The 17,611-nt window shown below is 56.5% G+C and carries 15 protein-coding genes; 5 read left to right on the forward strand and 10 right to left on the reverse strand.

Annotated features, from left to right (window positions below; translation table 11 throughout):
- The 3 genes from IB272_RS19640 to IB272_RS19650 form a co-directional block, all read left to right on the forward strand.
- Positions 1-98, forward strand: a 98-nt coding sequence (locus IB272_RS19640; protein ID WP_192444694.1) for an integrase core domain-containing protein, incomplete at its 5' end; no start/stop codon positions are given.
- A gap of 373 nt (positions 99-471) precedes the next feature.
- The gene (locus IB272_RS19645; protein WP_210339477.1) at positions 472-1,095 is read left to right on the forward strand and encodes a response regulator transcription factor; all 624 of its coding nucleotides are present in this window, start codon (positions 472-474) and stop codon (positions 1,093-1,095) included.
- A 575-nt stretch (positions 1,096-1,670) separates the two neighbouring features.
- Positions 1,671-2,036 carry a response regulator gene (locus tag IB272_RS19650; protein WP_192444698.1) on the forward strand — a complete coding sequence of 122 codons (366 nt, stop codon included), beginning with the start codon at positions 1,671-1,673 and terminating at the stop codon, positions 2,034-2,036.
- A 17-nt stretch (positions 2,037-2,053) separates the two neighbouring features.
- On the opposite strand, the gene IB272_RS19655 is transcribed toward IB272_RS19650, so the two are convergent.
- Entirely contained in the window at positions 2,054-2,683 is a 630-nt protein-coding gene (locus tag IB272_RS19655) for a response regulator (RefSeq protein WP_192444700.1), read from the reverse strand.
- A gap of 714 nt (positions 2,684-3,397) precedes the next feature.
- Positions 3,398-3,655 carry a hypothetical protein gene (locus IB272_RS19660; protein ID WP_192444702.1) on the reverse strand — a complete coding sequence of 86 codons (258 nt, stop codon included), beginning with the start codon at positions 3,653-3,655 and terminating at the stop codon, positions 3,398-3,400.
- Positions 3,656-3,928: 273 nt separating this feature from the next.
- On the opposite strand from IB272_RS19660, the gene IB272_RS19665 reads away from it, so the two are divergent.
- The gene (locus tag IB272_RS19665; protein WP_192444704.1) at positions 3,929-4,717 is read left to right on the forward strand and encodes a hypothetical protein; all 789 of its coding nucleotides are present in this window, start codon (positions 3,929-3,931) and stop codon (positions 4,715-4,717) included.
- 294 nt (positions 4,718-5,011) lie between these two features.
- Here IB272_RS19665 and IB272_RS19670 read toward each other — a convergent pair whose 3' ends face one another.
- The 4 genes from IB272_RS19670 to IB272_RS19685 form a co-directional block, all read right to left on the reverse strand.
- Positions 5,012-5,278 (reverse strand): hypothetical protein, encoded by a 267-nt coding sequence (locus tag IB272_RS19670; RefSeq protein ID WP_192444706.1) that lies wholly within the window; start codon positions 5,276-5,278, stop codon positions 5,012-5,014.
- 528 nt (positions 5,279-5,806) lie between these two features.
- Positions 5,807-6,541, reverse strand: a complete 735-nt coding sequence (locus tag IB272_RS19675; RefSeq protein ID WP_192444708.1) for a response regulator — start codon at positions 6,539-6,541, stop codon at positions 5,807-5,809.
- Positions 6,542-6,726: 185 nt separating this feature from the next.
- Positions 6,727-8,043 (reverse strand): epoxide hydrolase family protein, encoded by a 1,317-nt coding sequence (locus IB272_RS19680; RefSeq protein WP_192444710.1) that lies wholly within the window; start codon positions 8,041-8,043, stop codon positions 6,727-6,729.
- Positions 8,044-8,066: 23 nt separating this feature from the next.
- The gene (locus IB272_RS19685; protein WP_192444712.1) at positions 8,067-8,465 is read right to left on the reverse strand and encodes a cupin domain-containing protein; all 399 of its coding nucleotides are present in this window, start codon (positions 8,463-8,465) and stop codon (positions 8,067-8,069) included.
- A gap of 558 nt (positions 8,466-9,023) precedes the next feature.
- On the opposite strand from IB272_RS19685, the gene IB272_RS19690 reads away from it, so the two are divergent.
- Positions 9,024-9,929, forward strand: coding sequence for an alpha/beta hydrolase (locus IB272_RS19690; RefSeq protein WP_246810391.1), 906 nt, complete (start codon positions 9,024-9,026; stop codon positions 9,927-9,929).
- Between the two features lie 95 nt (positions 9,930-10,024).
- On the opposite strand, the gene IB272_RS19695 is transcribed toward IB272_RS19690, so the two are convergent.
- The 4 genes from IB272_RS19695 to IB272_RS19705 form a co-directional block, all read right to left on the reverse strand.
- Entirely contained in the window at positions 10,025-10,420 is a 396-nt protein-coding gene (locus IB272_RS19695) for a helix-turn-helix transcriptional regulator (protein ID WP_192444714.1), read from the reverse strand.
- A 253-nt stretch (positions 10,421-10,673) separates the two neighbouring features.
- A complete protein-coding gene (locus IB272_RS34965) occupies positions 10,674-11,528 on the reverse strand; it encodes a DNA cytosine methyltransferase (protein WP_246810384.1) in 855 nt (284 codons plus the stop codon).
- Positions 11,529-11,585: 57 nt separating this feature from the next.
- The gene (locus tag IB272_RS35390) at positions 11,586-11,717 is read right to left on the reverse strand and encodes a hypothetical protein (protein ID WP_281436401.1); all 132 of its coding nucleotides are present in this window, start codon (positions 11,715-11,717) and stop codon (positions 11,586-11,588) included.
- 465 nt (positions 11,718-12,182) lie between these two features.
- Entirely contained in the window at positions 12,183-17,468 is a 5,286-nt protein-coding gene (locus tag IB272_RS19705) for an AAA family ATPase (protein WP_192444716.1), read from the reverse strand.
- Positions 17,469-17,611 lie beyond the last annotated feature (143 nt).

The raw sequence follows: 17,611 nt of genomic DNA on the forward strand, positions 1-17,611 counted from the left end.
TGCCGTTCTGGTTCGAGCATTACAACAATCTTCACCCGCACAGCGCTTTAGGATATCAATCCCCGCGCGAGTTCATCAGCTCGCAATCTCAAGCCTGAGCATGTCCGGTCTTTTGGGGGCAACTCCACTATCGCATCTGTCAGGAGGCCATTAGGAACGCGTTCAGGCACTCGGGAGCAACCAGAATTGACTGCCGGTTGAGTATCACGCCGGGCCGAACGGTCGCGGTCGTACAAGACAACGGACAGGGCTTCGAGCGGGGGGGGGCTGTGAAAAGCCATTTCGGCCTCAAAGGAATGGAGGAGCGAGCCCGTAAAATCGGCGCAACCATTGCCATTGAAACCGCAAGGGGCATCGGTACGCGTGTGAGCGTAACCTTGAAGAGGAACTCCTGGACCATCCACACTTTGCGCAAGCGGCTTCGAGATCTCCATCCGCGGATGGGACCAGCAGATACACTGGGTGGTCCGTATGAGTAAGCCTATCCGGATCGTGACGGTCGATGATCATCTTCTAATCAGAGAGGGGCTGGCCGCCCTGTTATCGTCTCAGACAGACATCGAGCTTGTTGGAGAGGCCTGCAACGGCCAGGAAGCAGTTGAAATTTATGAAAAGCTTAATCCTGACATTATGCTGATGGATCTCCAGATGCCTCTGTTAAGCGGAATTGAGGCTATCACCGCCATAAGGGCGCGGCACCCATTTGCCCGCATCATTGTGCTTACCACGTATGACACCGAGCAACTTGCTGCCAAAGCTATGGCCAGTGGGGCGCAGGCCTACCTCCTGAAGAGCAACGTCAGGCGCGAGCTGGCGGACACGATTAGGGACGTGGCAAGAGGCAAGTTTCGCCTCGACAAGGAGATCATCGAGGCGTTGACGAGCCGCGCTGATGAAGACGAGCTCTCCTTGCGCGAGCGCGAGGTCCTGCAACTCATATCCGAGGGAAATACAAACCGCCAGGTCGGATTTTGTCTTTCGATAAGCGAAGACACAGTCAAAGGTCATGTCAAGAGCATCCTCGCCAAGCTTTCTGCGCGCGACCGAGCGCACGCTGTCGCGTTGGCAATGAGAAAGGGTATTCTTACGCTCTAAGATACGCGCCTGACGGTGCATGTTAGTCCAGTCAGAAGTGCGGGAATTACACCCGGGTATAATTGGCCTGGATGGCAACCGTGAGGTAAGATCAGACTGCGGTGCTTCGAGAAGTTGCCTACTCGGCGGGGAATTTGTCTCCCGGCCGCGCCTTTACTGGCCCCGGCGGCAGATAGGAAGGCTTTTCGTCACAGCTGTTGAAAGCCACTTGTGGCCGATCGGAATTCGGCCGACGATTTAATCAGAGAGAGCATCGAAATTCGCTCTGCCGTTCCGTAGATCTCGCCCCTGCTATGGCGGCGGAGCACCGGCCATGGCAAATTGGCAGAGGATGGACGTTCCATCTGAATGCCGCCTTAGTCGCAACGTCCGGGGCTTGACGTTGCGCCGGAAGCAAAAGCTTCCGAGAATGCGGTCGCCGCGGGCGGTTTCAACCGTCCGTGACGAATAGCCGAATTGCCAGGAACATAATCTCCCTGTTCCTGTTTGTTTGAATGGGTGGCGTGCGCGCCGTGCTTCATTCGGATGGGTTGCCCGCGGTAGGCTGGTGTGTTGGTAAGTAAAGGGGGGCGCCTGTGTCTTCGAAACCGCTGGTCGCTATCGTTGACGACGATACCGCCGTGCGTGAAGCGCTTGTGGACTTCGTTAGGTCCTGTGGTTACTCTGCAGAGAGCTTTGCTTCTGCGGAGGAGTACTTGTTGAGCGGCAAGCATGCCGAAGTAAATTGCATTTTGCTTGATATCATGATGCCCGGGAAATCTGGGCTGGAATTACAGGCCGAGCTGAATCGCACGTCCAGGGACAAACCGATCATTTTTATTAGTTCATTCGACGATGATAGATCGAGATCGATCGCTGAAGATGGCGGGGCGGTTGGCTTCCTAGGGAAGCCAATAGATATCGATGCGTTGCTCCAGTACCTCGAGGCTTTATTTGATTGAGGGTGCCTGCCGGGTTCTCATGCGCCCTGGACGTCCTCAAGATTAAGCTTCGCCGCGATCTTCACAAGCTCTGCGAGGGAACGTGCATTCATTTTGCGCATTACCTGCCCACGGTGAACCTTTACAGTGACTTCGCTGATGCCGAGTTGGTAGCCTATTTGCTTGTTCAACAGGCCCTTAACTACGAGCGCCATGACCTCCTGCTCTCGTTTGCTAAGGCGGCCATGGAGATCCTGTAACACCCGGCATTCTGAGACGAGCGCTAGGATTTGCATGCTTCGTTCGAGCGCCTGGCTTACAGCAGCAAGCAGCGTTTCATCGCTGTACGGCTTCGTAAGGACCTCAACCGCACCAGCTTTCATCGCCTTGACCGTCATCGGCACGTCGCCATACCCAGTGATGAAGATTATTGGCATTTCCCTTCGCTTGGAAGCTACAAGCGTCTGTACCTCGAGCCCGTTGAGGTCCGGTAGGTTCACATCCAGAATGAGGCAATTGGGGGTAGTTGGTGGTGTGCGAAGTAAGAAATCATTAGCCGAGGCAAATGTCTCCGGCTGCCATCCGGCCGAGGCTATTAGATGCTCTAGAGATTCTCGGACTGAAACATCGTCGTCAACTATAAATACGATTGCATCTGTCTGGGTCACTGAATATCAACCTGATTAATGCGGAACGGAAAGACAATGGTAATCGCGAGTTAGCTGAAAATCTTGGCGGTGTGAGCCGGATTTTCGCGGATCGAGACCAATGTTTCAATGGCTATTCGTCCCGAACGGATGAAGCCGCCCGTGCCGACTGCATTTTCGGAAGCGGTTGCTTCCGGCGCAACGTCAAGCCCTGGACGTTGCGACTGAGGCGGCAGTCTCATCAACATCTTCTTCCATAAGCTCCGGGTTAGTTTCGTCGGCCCGACGACAACGACGTTCAACGCGGATAGTACACCATCGTACAATAGAAAATCGAACTTACAAGTTCCATTCTCAGAGGCCGCTAACTTAAACAGCCCGCCGTCATCAGGAGTGGCAACGATGTGGAACGTAAGAAAAAGACTTGTAGTGGTTTTGGTGGCGAGTGCTCTAAGTTATACAGCCCAATCGAACGCGGAGGCTTCGAATTATTATAAAGGAACTTCGAAGTCGAAAGTAAATATCGGGCATCTCAGTAAAAAGTATAGCCCGCCCCATCGAGGGGTTAATCGGCCGCCGCCGCGGCCCGGTGCTTATTATCAAGGTATTTTTCGCGATAGACGGTGAGGTGTCGTTCGAACGCTTTCTCTCAACGAACGCCTCGAAGGCTGCAGTCTGTTCGGACTACCAGAACGGCCGAAAGATCGACCGTTCTGGGGGAGAGGAGCCCATTGGTTAATTTCGCTGGATTCCAGGGTAGTATTCGCCTTCGCCGCCCTTGATGGGCGCCGCTTTCTTGGCGGAGGAGCGCGCGTTCACACTTCCTGTTGCGAAGGGGTCGATCCGGGTCTGACTGCGCAACTCCCCGCGCCCAGCATTGGAATCAACGCCTTCATAATAGTCACCGATGATCGGGTTGCCCGCCATAGCCGCACTGGTCAGAAGCGACGTGGCAATTGCAGCGCCCGCAAGGATCTTTGCTACTTTACGCATGGACTTTTTGCCTTTCTGTTAGACGACGCGGCTCTCTTGAGAGGCCGCCATGGCTGGACAACCCAACCAATGACGCTAACAGTCGCCTTGTCCCGTATCCGTGGGATGTCTGAAATACATTGTGTTCGTATCGCTCTTTGTTCGACTCCAGCGGGGAAACATTCGAGGACAAAAAGCTTCTGAGCGATGGGCTTTCGTGTGGAACCAGTAATCCTTTGACCTCTCGCGGCGAGCGTTCGAGCGTCGACGTAAGGGTCTGATCTCGCCGGACGAATGGCAGCGCAAGAGGCTGCACCCGCTCGTCAGCTTCGGCGACCGGCAGAAGGTGGCGGAAACCAGAACGTCCATCTGCTCGACGACACGACGGTCGTCGTCAAGATCGGCCGCAAGGAGAGCAGCGGCCGCTCCGGCAACACGGTGACGCGCACGGCGGTTCTCCACCTTGCACGCATGAAAGGCAACCGCAGCATCTTCATGCGGCAGGTGGCCGAGATATGCGCGAACAAGGCGGAACCGGACCGCATCAGCGTCAGCTTCTCTATCAACGACACACATGTGAGCGTCACCTTCGATCCAGCCGACCTGCCGCACCACCCGCAGCGGCGACGCCCGGTCGTGCCAATCAAGGACCTCTGCCTTGGCATCGACCTCAATCCCAACTGGAACGGCATCGCTGCTGCCGCGAACTCCAAGGATCCGTCTTCGGTCGCTGATAGCACCTTGCTGGAACACGCCCTGGTGAAGCTCGACATGCCGAAGGATTCGTCATCGGAGCTTGTTCGCGAGGCCTTGGCAGCGGTCTGCGACCACGCCATCTCGATGGCACGCAAGCATCGCTGCGGCACGATCGTCCTGGAGAAGGGCCTTGGCAGACTGCGGTCGAGCGGCAGGAGCCGCACCCTCAACAGGCTGCTGAACCACTGGGCGAGAAGTGTTCGTGCAGATGCTGATACGCCGCGCCCGACTTGCCGGGATCGACGTGCTCGAGGTCTGGGTGGGGTATTCCTCGACCATTGGAAACCTCGCCTTCGGTTCAGAGGTCGCCATCGCCCGCCTGGCTGAAATGAAGGATGGCCTGCCAGCTTTCGAAGAAGGGTGTGTTTCCCGTCTATGGAAGAATGGGAAGGTGCCCGCCGAACTCGGTTCATGGCAGGAGGTCCATCGGACAATCAAAGCGGCGAAGATTTGCTAACGCCGCCCGCACCCCGACGTGCCGCTCGGCGGCCGGGGTTCCGATGTCCACGGGAGGGGTATTTTCTGTGGGCCTGCAGTCGTCCGCCTTGACAGGCGTCGTCGTCCGGGACTCTTGTTCCCACTGGTGCCTGCCAGGCCGGACGCAGCAGTTCGGACTTTTGCTCAACGTGGACGGGTCGCTTGAACACGACGTTCCGCACGAAAATCCGAGTAGCCAATCATTTCTTCACGGAAATCCGAATAGCCGATCTGAGTAAACGAGGTCCCATCGGCTAGCGGCGAGGGCAAATGAATCTTCGGATGGTCATTTGGATAAATTTGGAATTCAACCGATACATATGCAGATATCGCTAGTAAGATCCATATGACGACAAAGAAAGACAGTCCTGGTGGTAGCTTTGTTTTTCCGTCGTGTTCTACATTTGGCATGTGTGTTTCGCAAAAAAATGTTGAATTAACGTATATTATTATGGACTGCATCTCCAGATAATTATACTTTTCGGTATAGCATATGAGTAAATTACGTCGCATTTAGTGATATGTACTATCGTATAATTCAAAATATCGGGAACGCGTGTATGATTATTTTCATGGAGCGGCGGTTTGATGCTCCCTCGGTCTTCCTCCCCCGAAAAACCCCGTTCCCATCCTGGCCGCCTCTCACAGAGGCGGCCCTTTTTTACGAATTTCAAGTATAAGGATGTTGGAACGAGCTGGATTATCACGACTTTTCGTCAGAAACGGTTGGAGGAGCCGCGGGACGAAAACGGGCTGGTCCCTTGATCAAGGAATTTGTCGGCACTTGGCACCGAGACTCGAGCGGCAGAGCGAGGCTCCGTCGCAGAGGCCCATCGTAACCCCATCCGCCACGTCCAAGGCTCAACGTTACGGCGGAAGCAAAAGCTGCCGGAAACGCAGTCACTCGGACGGCTTCAACCGTCCCTGACGAATGGCCGATTAAACTTCCGAGACGATGATTGGAACCGAGAAAACATACCCTTCGCTACGAACCGTCTTTATGTACATTGGTTCGCGGGCATCATCGCGAAGCCGCTGACGAATTCTGCTAACTAGAAGGTCTATCGACCGGTCGAATAGATCAGCCTCCCGACCCTGCGTTAGGTTGAGAAGCTGGTCTCGTGTAAGAACACGCTGAGGATGATCAATAAAAACTCGAAGCAGGCGGTACTCAGCACCGCTAAGGGCTACCGCCGTTCCTTCCTTGTCGACGAGATTACGTCCGATGGTGTCGAGACGCCATTCGCCGAAAGACACTGCATGTTCTGTATCGGCTACGCGGAAGTTGGGGGGGAGCATACGGGCTCTTCGGAGCACCGCTTTGATGCGCGCAAGCAGTTCGCGCGCGGCAAAAGGCTTAAGGACGTAGTCGTCCGCACCCATCTCCAGCCCAAGTATGCGGTCCATCTCATCGCTGCGAGCGGTTAGCATCAAAATAGGCGTGGACTTGTGCTTTCCGCTTCGCAAGTCACGGCAGAGTGCGAGACCATCCTCCCCGGGCATCATTACGTCTAGAATGATCAGGTCGACGTTGTTGGTCTCGAGGAAGCTTCGCATCTGACGACCATCCGAGACGGAAGTTGCGCGCAAGCCGTTTCCCTTGAGGTAGGTTGCGATGAGGTCGCGAATTTCTCGATCGTCATCGACAATCAGAATATGATCAACGTGCTGCACGGCGACATACTTCCCACGCTTGGGTCGGTGAACGCTGGGAGCATTCTGATTGGCGTTCAACCGCATTGGCATAACATACAGGAACTTTCAGGGTCACGCGCCTCATACGAAAGTCGAAATCGTCGGGGGAAGTTCGCTCATCCTCATGTACCTGGGGCCGCCCGTCTAGGCGGCCCCAGCAGAACTCAGCGGAGCGACCTAAACGCTGACCGAACCTCTTCAGCGAACACCTGTGGCTCCTCGAGGGCTGCAAAATGTCCCCCGACAGATACCTTGTTGTAGTAGATTAGGTTGGGGTAGGCTCGCCGGGCCCATTCTTCAGGTGGCTTGTAAACCTCCCCAGGGAAGACGGTCACGCTAGCAGGAACGGTTATGGGCTTTGTCTGTTTCGGGGCAACGTTGTTCTCCCAGTAAATTCGGGAGCTCGACGAGCCAGTGTTGGTAAACCAATACAATGTGATGTTGTCTAGCAGTTCGTCCCGCGTAAATGACGCTTCAGGATCTCCTCGCGTCAATACCCAATCCGCGAACTTGTCGTATGCCCAAGCGGCGAGTCCCATCGGCGAGTCGGAAAGCCCATAACCAACGGTTTGCGGTCGGGTCCCCATAATTGCGGCATAGCCGAAGCCGTTGTTGAGAAAGTCCCTGGCCTGGTTGAAGACTGCCGTCTGCTCCTCATTCAGATGCGCGGGAGCGGGGTCGCCGTTTCGAAGGGCCTTCGATACGTCTGGTGGGAATGTGGTTCCACGTTCTACCCGGTTTACGTGTATTCCGCGCAAACCCTTGGGTGCAATGCGCCCGAGCGCATCGCAGATAATCGCTCCCCAATCTCCGCCTTGGGATACATAGCTGTCATAGCCAAGGCGAGTCATCAGCACGTCCCAAGCGGTGGCAATCCGCGCCGGGTTCCAGCCACCCTCCGTCGGTATACTCGAGAACCCGAACCCTGGGACGGAAGGAATTACCAAATGAAACGCGTCGGCGGCTGAACCGCCGTGGGAGGTGGGATCGGTAAGCGGAGCTATGACATTCAGAAGCTCGAATACAGATCCTGGCCACCCATGCGTAATTACCAAGGGGAGCGCATCGGCATGTTTTGATTTGACGTGAATGAAATGGACATCAACGCCGTCAATCTGGGTCACGAATTGCGGGAAAGCGTTCAGCTTCTCCTCCGCTTTTCGCCAGTCGTATCGATGCGCCCAGTAGTCTGCCAGCTCTTTCATCTTTGCAAGCTGGGAACCTTGCGTTCGATCTGCAACCGTCTCGGCACTGGGCCATCGAGTTGCAATGATGCGGCTCCGAAGATCGTCCAACTCAGCTTGCGGTATCTCGGCACGGAAAGGCCTGACCCCATTGCCAGCCGCGCTCGCCGATCGCATAGAACCCACGGGGGTCGCGTTTGCGATCATCGGCAGCACAGCAGGCGTGATGGCCATTGCACCCGCACCCAAGAGCAAACCTCGCCTCGACAGAGGTTTGAGAGAATTCGACTGTGTCATGAGTGTTCTGCTCCTGCGGAAACTCACTTCACAGGCTCGGCGAGGGGGGTGCCCTTCGTGACGATGTAGGTTGCCAACTCCGAGGCCTCACCCTCGCCGACGTTCTTGGCGATATGCGCCACTCCTGCCGGAATGAAGAGAGCTTCACCGGCCTTGAGTGTCACCGGCTTTTGGCCCTCGAGCGTGTACTCGAGCGTGCCTTGGAGCACGTATGCGATCTCCTCGCCGGGATGCCTGTGATTGATGGAAGCTGCCTTAGGCGGAAAGTCGACACGTACCTGCAGCGTTTCCTTGCCCGGCACGCTGATGTCGCTTTGGACAAGACCCGTCCGCTTGAGTTCTTGTGCCTGGGCAGCGCCGACCAGCGACAAACTTGCTGAAGCTGCGGCCGCCGCGATCACGATGCTACGGATGATTTTCATTTTGTGTTTTTCCTTCGGGTTTCAACAAAGAAGCTGTGCAACAGTGCCGCCGAGAGCTGGGATCGCGAGATCGGTGCCAACTGACTGACGATCGGCGTCTCCCCTGCCAGCGTCGCTAGTCGACACCCTGGATGTGTCTGGATTGTTTCATGCGCGATACGTATTTGTATCTAAGATAAGCGTGCCATTCCGCTGGAACCTTCACTTACAAGAAACCGTGCCCTTGCGCGTACGCTCTCGGGGCGAAAAGCAAAGAGGGGGATGGCGGCGGAGCACTGGGCCATGCACACTGGCAGAATACAGACGTTCCATCCGAAAACCGCCTCAGTCGCAGCGTCAGGGTTTGATGTTGTGCCGGAAGCGAAAGCATTCTGAGATGCAGTTGAGATGTGCAGCTTCCACCGTTCGTGTCGTGTAGCGAAACTGAGAGGGATCCTCTCAAAAACGGCGGCTGCAAGCGCACCGCCAGATACTCGATCTTCGTTTTCTCATTTGGAAAGGTCGCTGTACATGTTTACACCATCGCTCAAGGAATTCCTTATATCTTCTTCCGTATTGATGATGTCGGTTGCGTCGGCTAATGCCGGAGCCAGCTCTCCAGCCGCGCCCGATATCGATCTTATCAAGATCGATGAGACCATAACGCTGCGTCACATGGTTGCTGGTCCGTCCTCCCCAAAAGGCACGGTTCTCTTCCTGCACGGCTTCCCGGAAACTCTGACCGTCTGGAAGACAATCGCGGAAACATTGGGCAAAGACTACGAGGTGCATGCCTTCGACTGGCCCGGCTACGGCCAGTCTTCGCGCCCCTCAGCGGAACAGTTCTCCTATTCGCCGAAGGACTACGCCAAGGTTCTCAAGGCCTATATCGAGAAGACGGAAGTCGACCGATCGAAGCTCGTGATATACGCCTCGGATATCGGAGGCCTGCCCGCACTGCTGCTCGCGCTCGAAGAACCAACTGTGGCAAGGAAAATCATCGTCGGCGACTTCGCGCCGTTCAACAGGCCAGAGTACATGTACGAGAGCCTGCAGAACCTCAAGGCGGAGCCGAAGGCGACGCCGACGCGCGCTTACATGAACAAGACCAGCGACGAGATCCTGCAGAACGTGCATCGCCGCGGCCTTGCACCGGAAGCCCAATACGAATTGTCAGCCAAGGTGCAGGAGGACATGAAGGCATTCTGGGAACGTGACGGCGTAACCAGCGCCGACGCCTTCGCCCTTTACTACTCTCATTTCACCCGGGATGAGGATTATCTGGAAGCCAATATTCAACGGCTGAAAACGCCGGTGAAAATCATCTGGGGCGAACGCGACATCTACATCAAGCCAGAGATGGGCAAGGAGTTCGCCGAGCTTACCGGTGCCGAGTTCGAGCTTCTCACAGGAATCGGCCATTTCCCGCATCTGCAGGATCCGGCCCGGACGATCGAAGAGGTGCGCGAGGCTTTTTCCAAATAGGCCCCGCCATTCAGTTTTCTTCGAGGAAAGGCGGGGCTTTCGCGTCGACGACAGGCACCCCCTGCGCCTGTGCAAGGCGTTTGTGAGGAAAAAGCTCAATCTGCTTCGAGCAAGGAGAGCGTCGGATCTTGACGCGCTAGCGAGGCGACCAGTTTGGCAACTGCTTCGCGCTGCGCGGGCGACGTGATCTTGTCGAACTGGCTGGCAAGCTTAAGTGCCCCGACACTCACAATGGGAACTGGCACGGTGTTTGTGCTGGCATCAACGTCTGCGAAAAGCTGGGATATGCTGCAGTCCAGCGCCTGCGACACGGCGACCAACTTGCTGGCCGAAATTCGATTCGTGCCCTTTTCGTATTTCTGAACCTGTTGGAACGTGAGTCCCAGCTTCTCGCCCAACGTTTCCTGGGACATGCCGATCATGTTGCGGATGCGCCTGACGTTACGCCCGACGGTTACGTCGATTTCGTTCGGGGTCTTTGGGTTGGGCATGACAATCTCCTGGGCATAGTCGCAATCGGTCGCGGAAAATGGGGTGGAGATCGCGGTCTGTCTACCCCCAGAAATGATGGGCCTGACGATGTCTTTGCACTGGTCGCGGTGGCTGTCAGCGAGGGGCTGGCGGGACCATAGCGACGCGCGTGGACTATAATCTGAACTTCATCGATCGGCGGTGACTAAGCCGAATTGCGCAGAATCCACGCTACTTCCGGTCCTCTAGGGTTTAGGGAGCTTCGACAGGGAACTAGCGTTTAGGCTTGAAGTCGATGTTCGGGATGTCGGCTTCGACAACGTTCCAGTCAGGACGGTTCTGCCGCAGCGTGGCGGCCGCATCCGCATCGTACTCAAAGAGTGCCACGTGCTCGAACCCAGCGCACTCCAACCCGATCGACATGCCTCCGGCGCCCGCGCACAGTTCGATTGCTTTCAGCCGATAGCGATGAGGCGGCAGTTCGGTGATCGCGTTTCGACCACGGACCCAGCCGCGCAGCGGCACCCGATGACCAGACAGCAACAGCAGCACATCGATGATTTGCGTGTCGGACACGGGCCATTTCTTCACGCCAGCGTAGTGCGCCGGATTACCAAACCGTCCCTCGCAGATACGCTTCAATGCTTCGGCGGCAGCAACAACGCGAAATGCCGCCGAATTGAGGTTCGCTTTGTCCAGCGATGTGCGTTTGGCGCCGAAGATGTCCATGAACTGGGCTCTCAAGCCCAGAGCATCTTGGCGGACGGTCTCGGACAGGCTGGCCTGGGCCAACTCGGCCGCGTTCATCTTCTTCAGTTCGAGCGCAAAGGATGCCAGTCTGTCTCGGAAGGCTTCGGCCGTATCGGCACTGCGCTTGCGAGCTGCCGCGGCTACGAGCCTGACATTCTTCTGCGCCATGAGGGCTTCGGGAGTAAGCTTGGCTTCCGTAAGGCGCTTGCGGATCGCCGCGATCTCTTTCGTGTCGATCCTCGCGCCGATCTCCATGCGCTCCACAATTTCTTGACGGGTGTCAGCATCGGCAGCGACAAGCGCCTTCAGAACGGGAAATGTGACCCGTGCCTTCCGCAGTGCGGCCTCTTGCCCCTTGAGCGATTGGGCAATTCCCATGTAAGTGCCGAGTTCGCTCGTCGGCAGATTACATGCGACGCGCAGGAAATCGCGAACCTAGCGCTCGGGTGCGACTTCGGTCAGCTTCTCTACCTCGGCCGCGATAGCGAGAATCTTCGCCGTCATCTGCGACTGAAGATCGACAATTCGCTTCTTTGCCGATGCGAGTGCTTCCCACTTCGAATTCATGCGTCCGCCGGTGTTCAATTGCGGACGTCTCTTATCCGGAGATGTGTTGCGGCGTCGATAAGCCTCCTCCTAAAACTTTATGGGAGGCGGGTTCGCGCGGGTGCTGCTGCAGTCTCAGGCTAACAGCGGCGTGGTGCCCGTTCCGACTGCGTGTAGGAAAACATTTGCTCCCGACGATATCGTTCGGCGATTTTTAACAATAGCCCCGCGGCAGGGTGCGGCAGTTCCCTACATATCTCCGCTACTTCACTAATCAATTAGCCTGATTGCCAGGCGATTTCCTTAGTGAACCGGGAAGCCTCTGTCCGTTGCTGATGCGAGGTTTTCGGAGCCAAAAATTGCCTTCCGGTTTCCGCCGACATTTGACAGCGGCAGAGGATGGACGTTCCATCTGGATGCCGCCTCAAACGCAATGTCCAGGGCCTTGATGTTGCGCCCCGGGGAATGCAGTCGTCGCGGGCGGTTTCAACCATTCGTGACGAATTGGCGGGCTGCCGGCAGAGTGATAGTGAAGCGGGCTCCCTGGCCTCCGTTCGGGCTTGCCCAAATGCGACCATCATGTCGCTCAATGATTGAGCGACTAACCGACAGTCCAATTCCCATTCCATGGTCCTTGGTTGTGTAGAAGGCGTTGAAGAGTCGGTCGCTCGTGTTTGGGTCCACGCCAACTCCATTATCTTCAACCGTGAGCCGAATTTCTCCAACTTCATCCAAGTCGGTTTTGATCGTGATCTGCCGCGGCCGATCGTCGATGCTGCTCAGCGCATCGCAGGCATTTAACAGCAAATTAAGGATGACCTGCTGAAGCTGCACACGATCGCCGGCGACGAAGGGCAGGCCGTCGCTCAAGTCAATCGCAAGCGCGACGCGATTTCTTTGCAGTTCGTGAGAGGAAAGTTCGACCACCGCGCGGGCCGCGGTATTGAGGTCGACATCTTCTGTAGCGGCCGGCTTTTTGCTGAAGAGCGCGCGCAGCCGCGCGATGACCTCGGACGCCCGATTGCCGTCCCGCAGAGTGCGTTTTGCCGTTTCGCGTGCGCCCTCTATGTTGGGTGGGTCAGCCGCAAGCATGCGCAGATTGGTGCTGGCGTTTGTGATGATCCCCGAGAGTGGCTGACTGATTTCGTGTGCAATGGAGGCGGTCAGCACCCCGAGACTCATCGTTCGCGCTGCATGCGCCAGCTCGTTACGCGCCGCGTCGAGAGCTTCCTGCGCTTCCTTACGCTCAGTCAAGTCCAGGACGTAGGCCACGCCTTGGTCGCTTCCTCCGAAGGTTGCCACGCCGATTAGAACTGGGACTTGCGTTCCATCCTTGTGAAAGTACTCCGACTCGAATGGCTGCAATGTGCCCTGCGCCCTCAGCTGGATAAGCAAGTGATCGTCCGTTTCATTCCATGCGCGCGGAACGAGGTTACGCCAACTCAGTCGGCCCGCAACTAGATCGTCGTGGTCGTATCCGAGCATCCGCAGGAACGCGTTGTTCGCCTCGAGAATCCTTCCGGTGAACTCCCAAATGAAAATCCCGATGATGTCGGCGTCGACCAATCGGCGGATTCGGGCCTCACGCTCCGCGAGATCGCGGTAGAGATACGAATTTTCAATTGAGATCGCTGCCTGAGACGCCAGCAGCTTGAGGACCGCGGTACGCGCGGGGGTGAACGCGCCAGGTGTTAGATTATTTTCCAGGTAAAGTGCCCCGAGCGGCTTTGCTTGACTCGACACAGGAAGACACAGGATCGATCGAGGTCTCCGTTGGGCCATGTAAGGGTCTGTGCTGAACAGGTTTTGGACAGAAGCGTCGTCTAGAATGACCAATTCCTGCGTATGCTGCGAATATTGCAATACGCTTTCAGGTAAGTCGTGGCTTGTCGGGCGCTTATCGTGCAACTGGACAACGATAGTCTCCCGACCAGTCGTTGCCTCCGCTACGATCCTTGGCTCCGCGTCGCGCATAAGAATGAGCAATGCACGTTCGGCTCCAGCTTGCTCCATCGCAATTCGCATCAATGTGTTGACGAGGCTGTCAAAAACGATCTCGCTGGAGATCGCTTGCGAAACCTTCAGAACAGTTGCGAGGTCGAGCTGATCAACTGGCGACGCGACTGTCGTCGTGGAGGGGGCCTGCTCAGACGCTACCAAATTCAGGTTGGGAAACAGGCCGTCGAGCTGTCGCACCTTGCCGTCAGCGCCCCAACGCAAGTAGCATTGGCGCGCGTTCCGCAAATATGAGTGTGAAATGGTTTCCAGGCCGCATGCATCATGGAACCGGGCAGCGAGCTCACTTGCTATCGCCTCAATGTGGACGAAAGCGTTGCTCCGTGCCGACTTGATGGCCGCCTCATAAAGCCGCTGTGCTGTAAGCTGCTGGCCCTCGAGCCGCGCTATCTCCGCGCCGATGAGAGTGGCACGACAGTCGAAATTCTCCGGGCAGTGCACTGCCCATTCCACGAGCCTGGCGTGATGCTCGACAATCACCTGCAGATAACGCTCGCGCCAGTCTGGCAATGTTTGGTCACACGCGGCAGCCTGGCTAAGGGCGCCATAGAAGTGAGCTTCTGCGGTCTCGATGAACGAAGGCGACGTCCAAAGCAGTCGTTTGGCGTTGAACGATGCGTGGACAGCGGTAGCAAAGTCACCCGCAAAGTATCGGGCCTGCAGCTTCCGTATCCAGTACCAGCACGCGACCAGCGCCACCGTGCTTTCGGCCTGCACCTTCAGCTCATAACTTTCCTCATTAAACTCAGCATGATCAAGAGTGCCGAATGTTGGCGTGAGGCCGCGGAGGGTCTGGACCAACGCAAGTTGAGCTGAAGTGATGTCGACGATCATGTCGAAGCGAACTTGCCGACTGAATTCGAGTGCCCGTACAGCCTCATCCTGTATATCGGCAAGTGGGTCGCCCGCTGCCAGCAGGATTCCGAAAATATCGCTCCCGCAATAGGAGGCAGTTGTGAGATCCCCAACCGATGTGGCAGTATCGAATGCGCTATGCATCAAGTCACGGGCCGTTCTGAGGTGTTTGGTCCATGGTATGATCAGGGTCGCAAAGCTTTCTAGGATATGCGCTCTGAACTGGCCCGGCCCCATTTTTTGTAGAAGCTCGTATCCGAGTTCGCCAAACCGGAGTCCCTCACGATAGTCACCGAAGTGCGGGCCTGCGATCATCCCGAGCCAAACGTATGCGTCGCATGAGAGACCGGCGTGGCCGTGCTCGAGACCTAGGTTGGTCATTTGGCACACCAAGACCGAGAGCAGATTGGCATCCGTAAAAAGAGCAGGACTCAGGCTTCGGCCCAGAACCCGCATTGTCGCTACGACCTCCGAATCCTGAGTCTGAGGCAGGGCGGCGAGGTCCTCGATTTCGCGACTACCAATCAGCGACCAGGTGCGTTGATACTCACGTTTTGCCGCATCGGCGGTTGGATGTGCCGGGATCTCTGACCCAAGCTTTCCAAGATATGCCAGGCAAACTTCAATCGCGCGATCGTTGCGGCTGAGCGCAGTATAGAGGTCGATACGCAGGCTAGCGATGCTCGCGCGGTCGGCCACATTTGACGCCAGCGTAGAGAGTGATGCCAGCCTTTCTTCTGCGGTGGCCAGGCGCCCAGTTAGAAATTCGCATTCAGCTTGAAGCGAGGCGAGCGCAAACATCAACTCTGGCCTGCGTTGCCATCCATCGTCGGATAGAAGTGCCAGTCCACGTTCCAGATAGCCCAGCGCTGACAAATATACGGTTGATGACTTGGCCCGCCTGGCCGCCATGAGGTTGAATTCCGCGAGTTGGTGTCTCTCCGTATCCGATACGATCAGGTGTCCACCTTGGTTGAACTGCGCGACAATCTCGAAGATGTTCTCGCCCAGCTGTTCCGGCGGAGTTCCCGCCGCCAGCCGGCGTCCTATTCGCAGATGCAATTCAGCACGCTCTGCCTCTGGAATAAGCGAGTACGCAGCCTCCTGAATCCTGTCGTGCACGAAACGGCAGCGGCCGTCGGAGACAAACACCAGTTCGGTGCGCAGAGCGTACTGAAGGTCTTCCTCTACGTTTTCGTTGACCATTTCCAGCTGCACCAGATCAACGTTGTTCCCGAAACAAGCCAGCTGTTGCAATACTTGCAAGGTGCGATGCGGCAAGCGACCGAGCTTGCTCGTCATAAGAGCAACAACGTTCTCGCTATACTCTTTGGTACCGATGCGGTCCGGGTACCATTGCCAGATGAGATCTGGCGAGAGCACAAGCAGCTTCTCCTCGGTCAGAGCTGAAAGGAATTGGATCACGAAAAACGGGTTACCGCCGGCCTTCTCATGCACCAGTTCGGAAAGTGAGTGGGTGTGGTCGACATCGGAGCGGAGGGCATCTGCGATGAGGCTATTGGTATGTTGGAAAGTTAACGGTGCGAGGCCGATGTCCTTTACGATGACGCCAGAGCGCATAAGCCGAGTTAGTGTAGCCATTAGCGGGTGTGAGGCGGTTACTTCGTTGTCACGGTAGGCACCAACAAACAGAATGTACTTGGTGTCTTGCTGGGTTAGCAAATCTTCCAGCAACGCAAGCGTCGCAATGTCGAGCCACTGTAGATCATCAAGAAAGAGAACGAGCGGATGTTCTTTACGAGCAAACACGGCAAGGAAACGTCGGAAAGCGAGATGGAGTTGCCGCTGTCCGTCTTGAGCCGAGAATTCAGGTGCCGTCGGCGGCTCCCCGATGACAAATTTCAACTCTGGGACTAGGTCAACAACGATCGCCCCGTTTTGTCCCAATGCAGTCCGAATTTCGGCGGACCAGATCCCGAGGTCGGAGTCACTCTTTGCAAGGAGCATCCGAACTAGGCCTTGAAACGCCTGCGCCAAGGTAGCGTACGGTACATCGCGTTTAACCTGGTCGAACTTGCCCCCGGCAAAAAGGCCATTGTTGGCAACGAGAACCGGATGCAGTTCGTTGACAACCGACGACTTGCCGATGCCCGAGTAACCTGACAGTACAACGAACTCTGGAGGGGCTCCGTCGGCGATACGTTCAAAAGCGTGGAGCAGCGCTTCGGCCTCCCGCTCGCGACCGTAGAGCTTCTCGGGAACAAGCAAGCGATCTGGGACGTCGTGCTCGCCCAACACGAATTCGTCGATCCGCCCATGCGCGCCAAGTTGATGCAGACAGCGCCGGAGATCATGCTCCAGCCCAGCCGCAGTCTGATAACGTTCTCCTGCCGTCTTCGCGAGCAGCTTCATAACAATGGCTGAAATCGGTACGGGCAGTCCGCTCACTCGATCAGCGGGAGGAACGGGTTGTCGTGCTATGTGGCAATGAACCAACTCCATGGGGTCAGCTGCAGTGAATGGCAAGGAGCCAGTGACGATTTCGTAGAGGGTAACACCCAGCGCATAGAGATCGCTCCTGGAGTCCACGGATCGGTTCATCCGCCCGGTCTGTTCAGGCGCCATGTATGCCAGGGTACCGGCGAGCGCCTCCGGCGGCTTCTGCGACTGCCGTTCGCGCGTCGTCCGGGATGCGATGCCGAAGCCGGTGAGCCAAACCTGATCGGTTGTTTCATTTACGAATATGTGTGCTGTTTTGATGTCCTTGTGGATGATGCCCGTCTGATGCATCTGTCTCACAGCGGCCGCAACGTTCGACGCGATTTTTAGGTACCGCCCCACCTCCATCGACGGAACCGGCTTGGTTGCGCCAAAGCCGGTGTCTGTTTGGAATGCCCCGAGGAGGCGCGGTAGTGGTTCGGCCAGCGGATCACCATACACCAGGCTGATCCGACCTTCGTGCTGCACAAGGTCGATGGGACAAAGGGCCCAGCTTGAGCCAAGCTCACCTCGCAGCCCAAATTCACATTCAAGCAAGCGGAGTTGGCTTGGCGAGGGCCGATCTGAAATGTGGCTTAAGACGA

Origin of the sequence: Ensifer sp. ENS08 (genome assembly GCF_014852195.1) — a bacterium.
GTDB lineage: Bacteria > Pseudomonadota > Alphaproteobacteria > Rhizobiales > Rhizobiaceae > Ensifer > Ensifer adhaerens.

Bases quoted from the DNA above. Each gene is read 5' to 3' on its own strand.
- IB272_RS19645 (WP_210339477.1), top strand. From the start codon at position 472: ATGAGTAAGCCTATCCGGATCGTGACGGTCGATGATCATCTTCTAATC.
- IB272_RS19660 (WP_192444702.1), bottom strand. From the start codon at position 3,655: ATGCGTAAAGTAGCAAAGATCCTTGCGGGCGCTGCAATTGCCACGTCG.
- IB272_RS19665 (WP_192444704.1), top strand. From the start codon at position 3,929: ATGGCAGCGCAAGAGGCTGCACCCGCTCGTCAGCTTCGGCGACCGGCA.
- IB272_RS19670 (WP_192444706.1), bottom strand. From the start codon at position 5,278: ATGCCAAATGTAGAACACGACGGAAAAACAAAGCTACCACCAGGACTG.
- IB272_RS19680 (WP_192444710.1), bottom strand. From the start codon at position 8,043: ATGACACAGTCGAATTCTCTCAAACCTCTGTCGAGGCGAGGTTTGCTC.
- IB272_RS19685 (WP_192444712.1), bottom strand. From the start codon at position 8,465: ATGAAAATCATCCGTAGCATCGTGATCGCGGCGGCCGCAGCTTCAGCA.
- IB272_RS19690 (WP_246810391.1), top strand. From the start codon at position 9,024: ATGATGTCGGTTGCGTCGGCTAATGCCGGAGCCAGCTCTCCAGCCGCG.
- IB272_RS19695 (WP_192444714.1), bottom strand. From the start codon at position 10,420: ATGCCCAACCCAAAGACCCCGAACGAAATCGACGTAACCGTCGGGCGT.
- IB272_RS34965 (WP_246810384.1), bottom strand. From the start codon at position 11,528: ATGGGAATTGCCCAATCGCTCAAGGGGCAAGAGGCCGCACTGCGGAAG.
- IB272_RS35390 (WP_281436401.1), bottom strand. From the start codon at position 11,717: ATGAATTCGAAGTGGGAAGCACTCGCATCGGCAAAGAAGCGAATTGTC.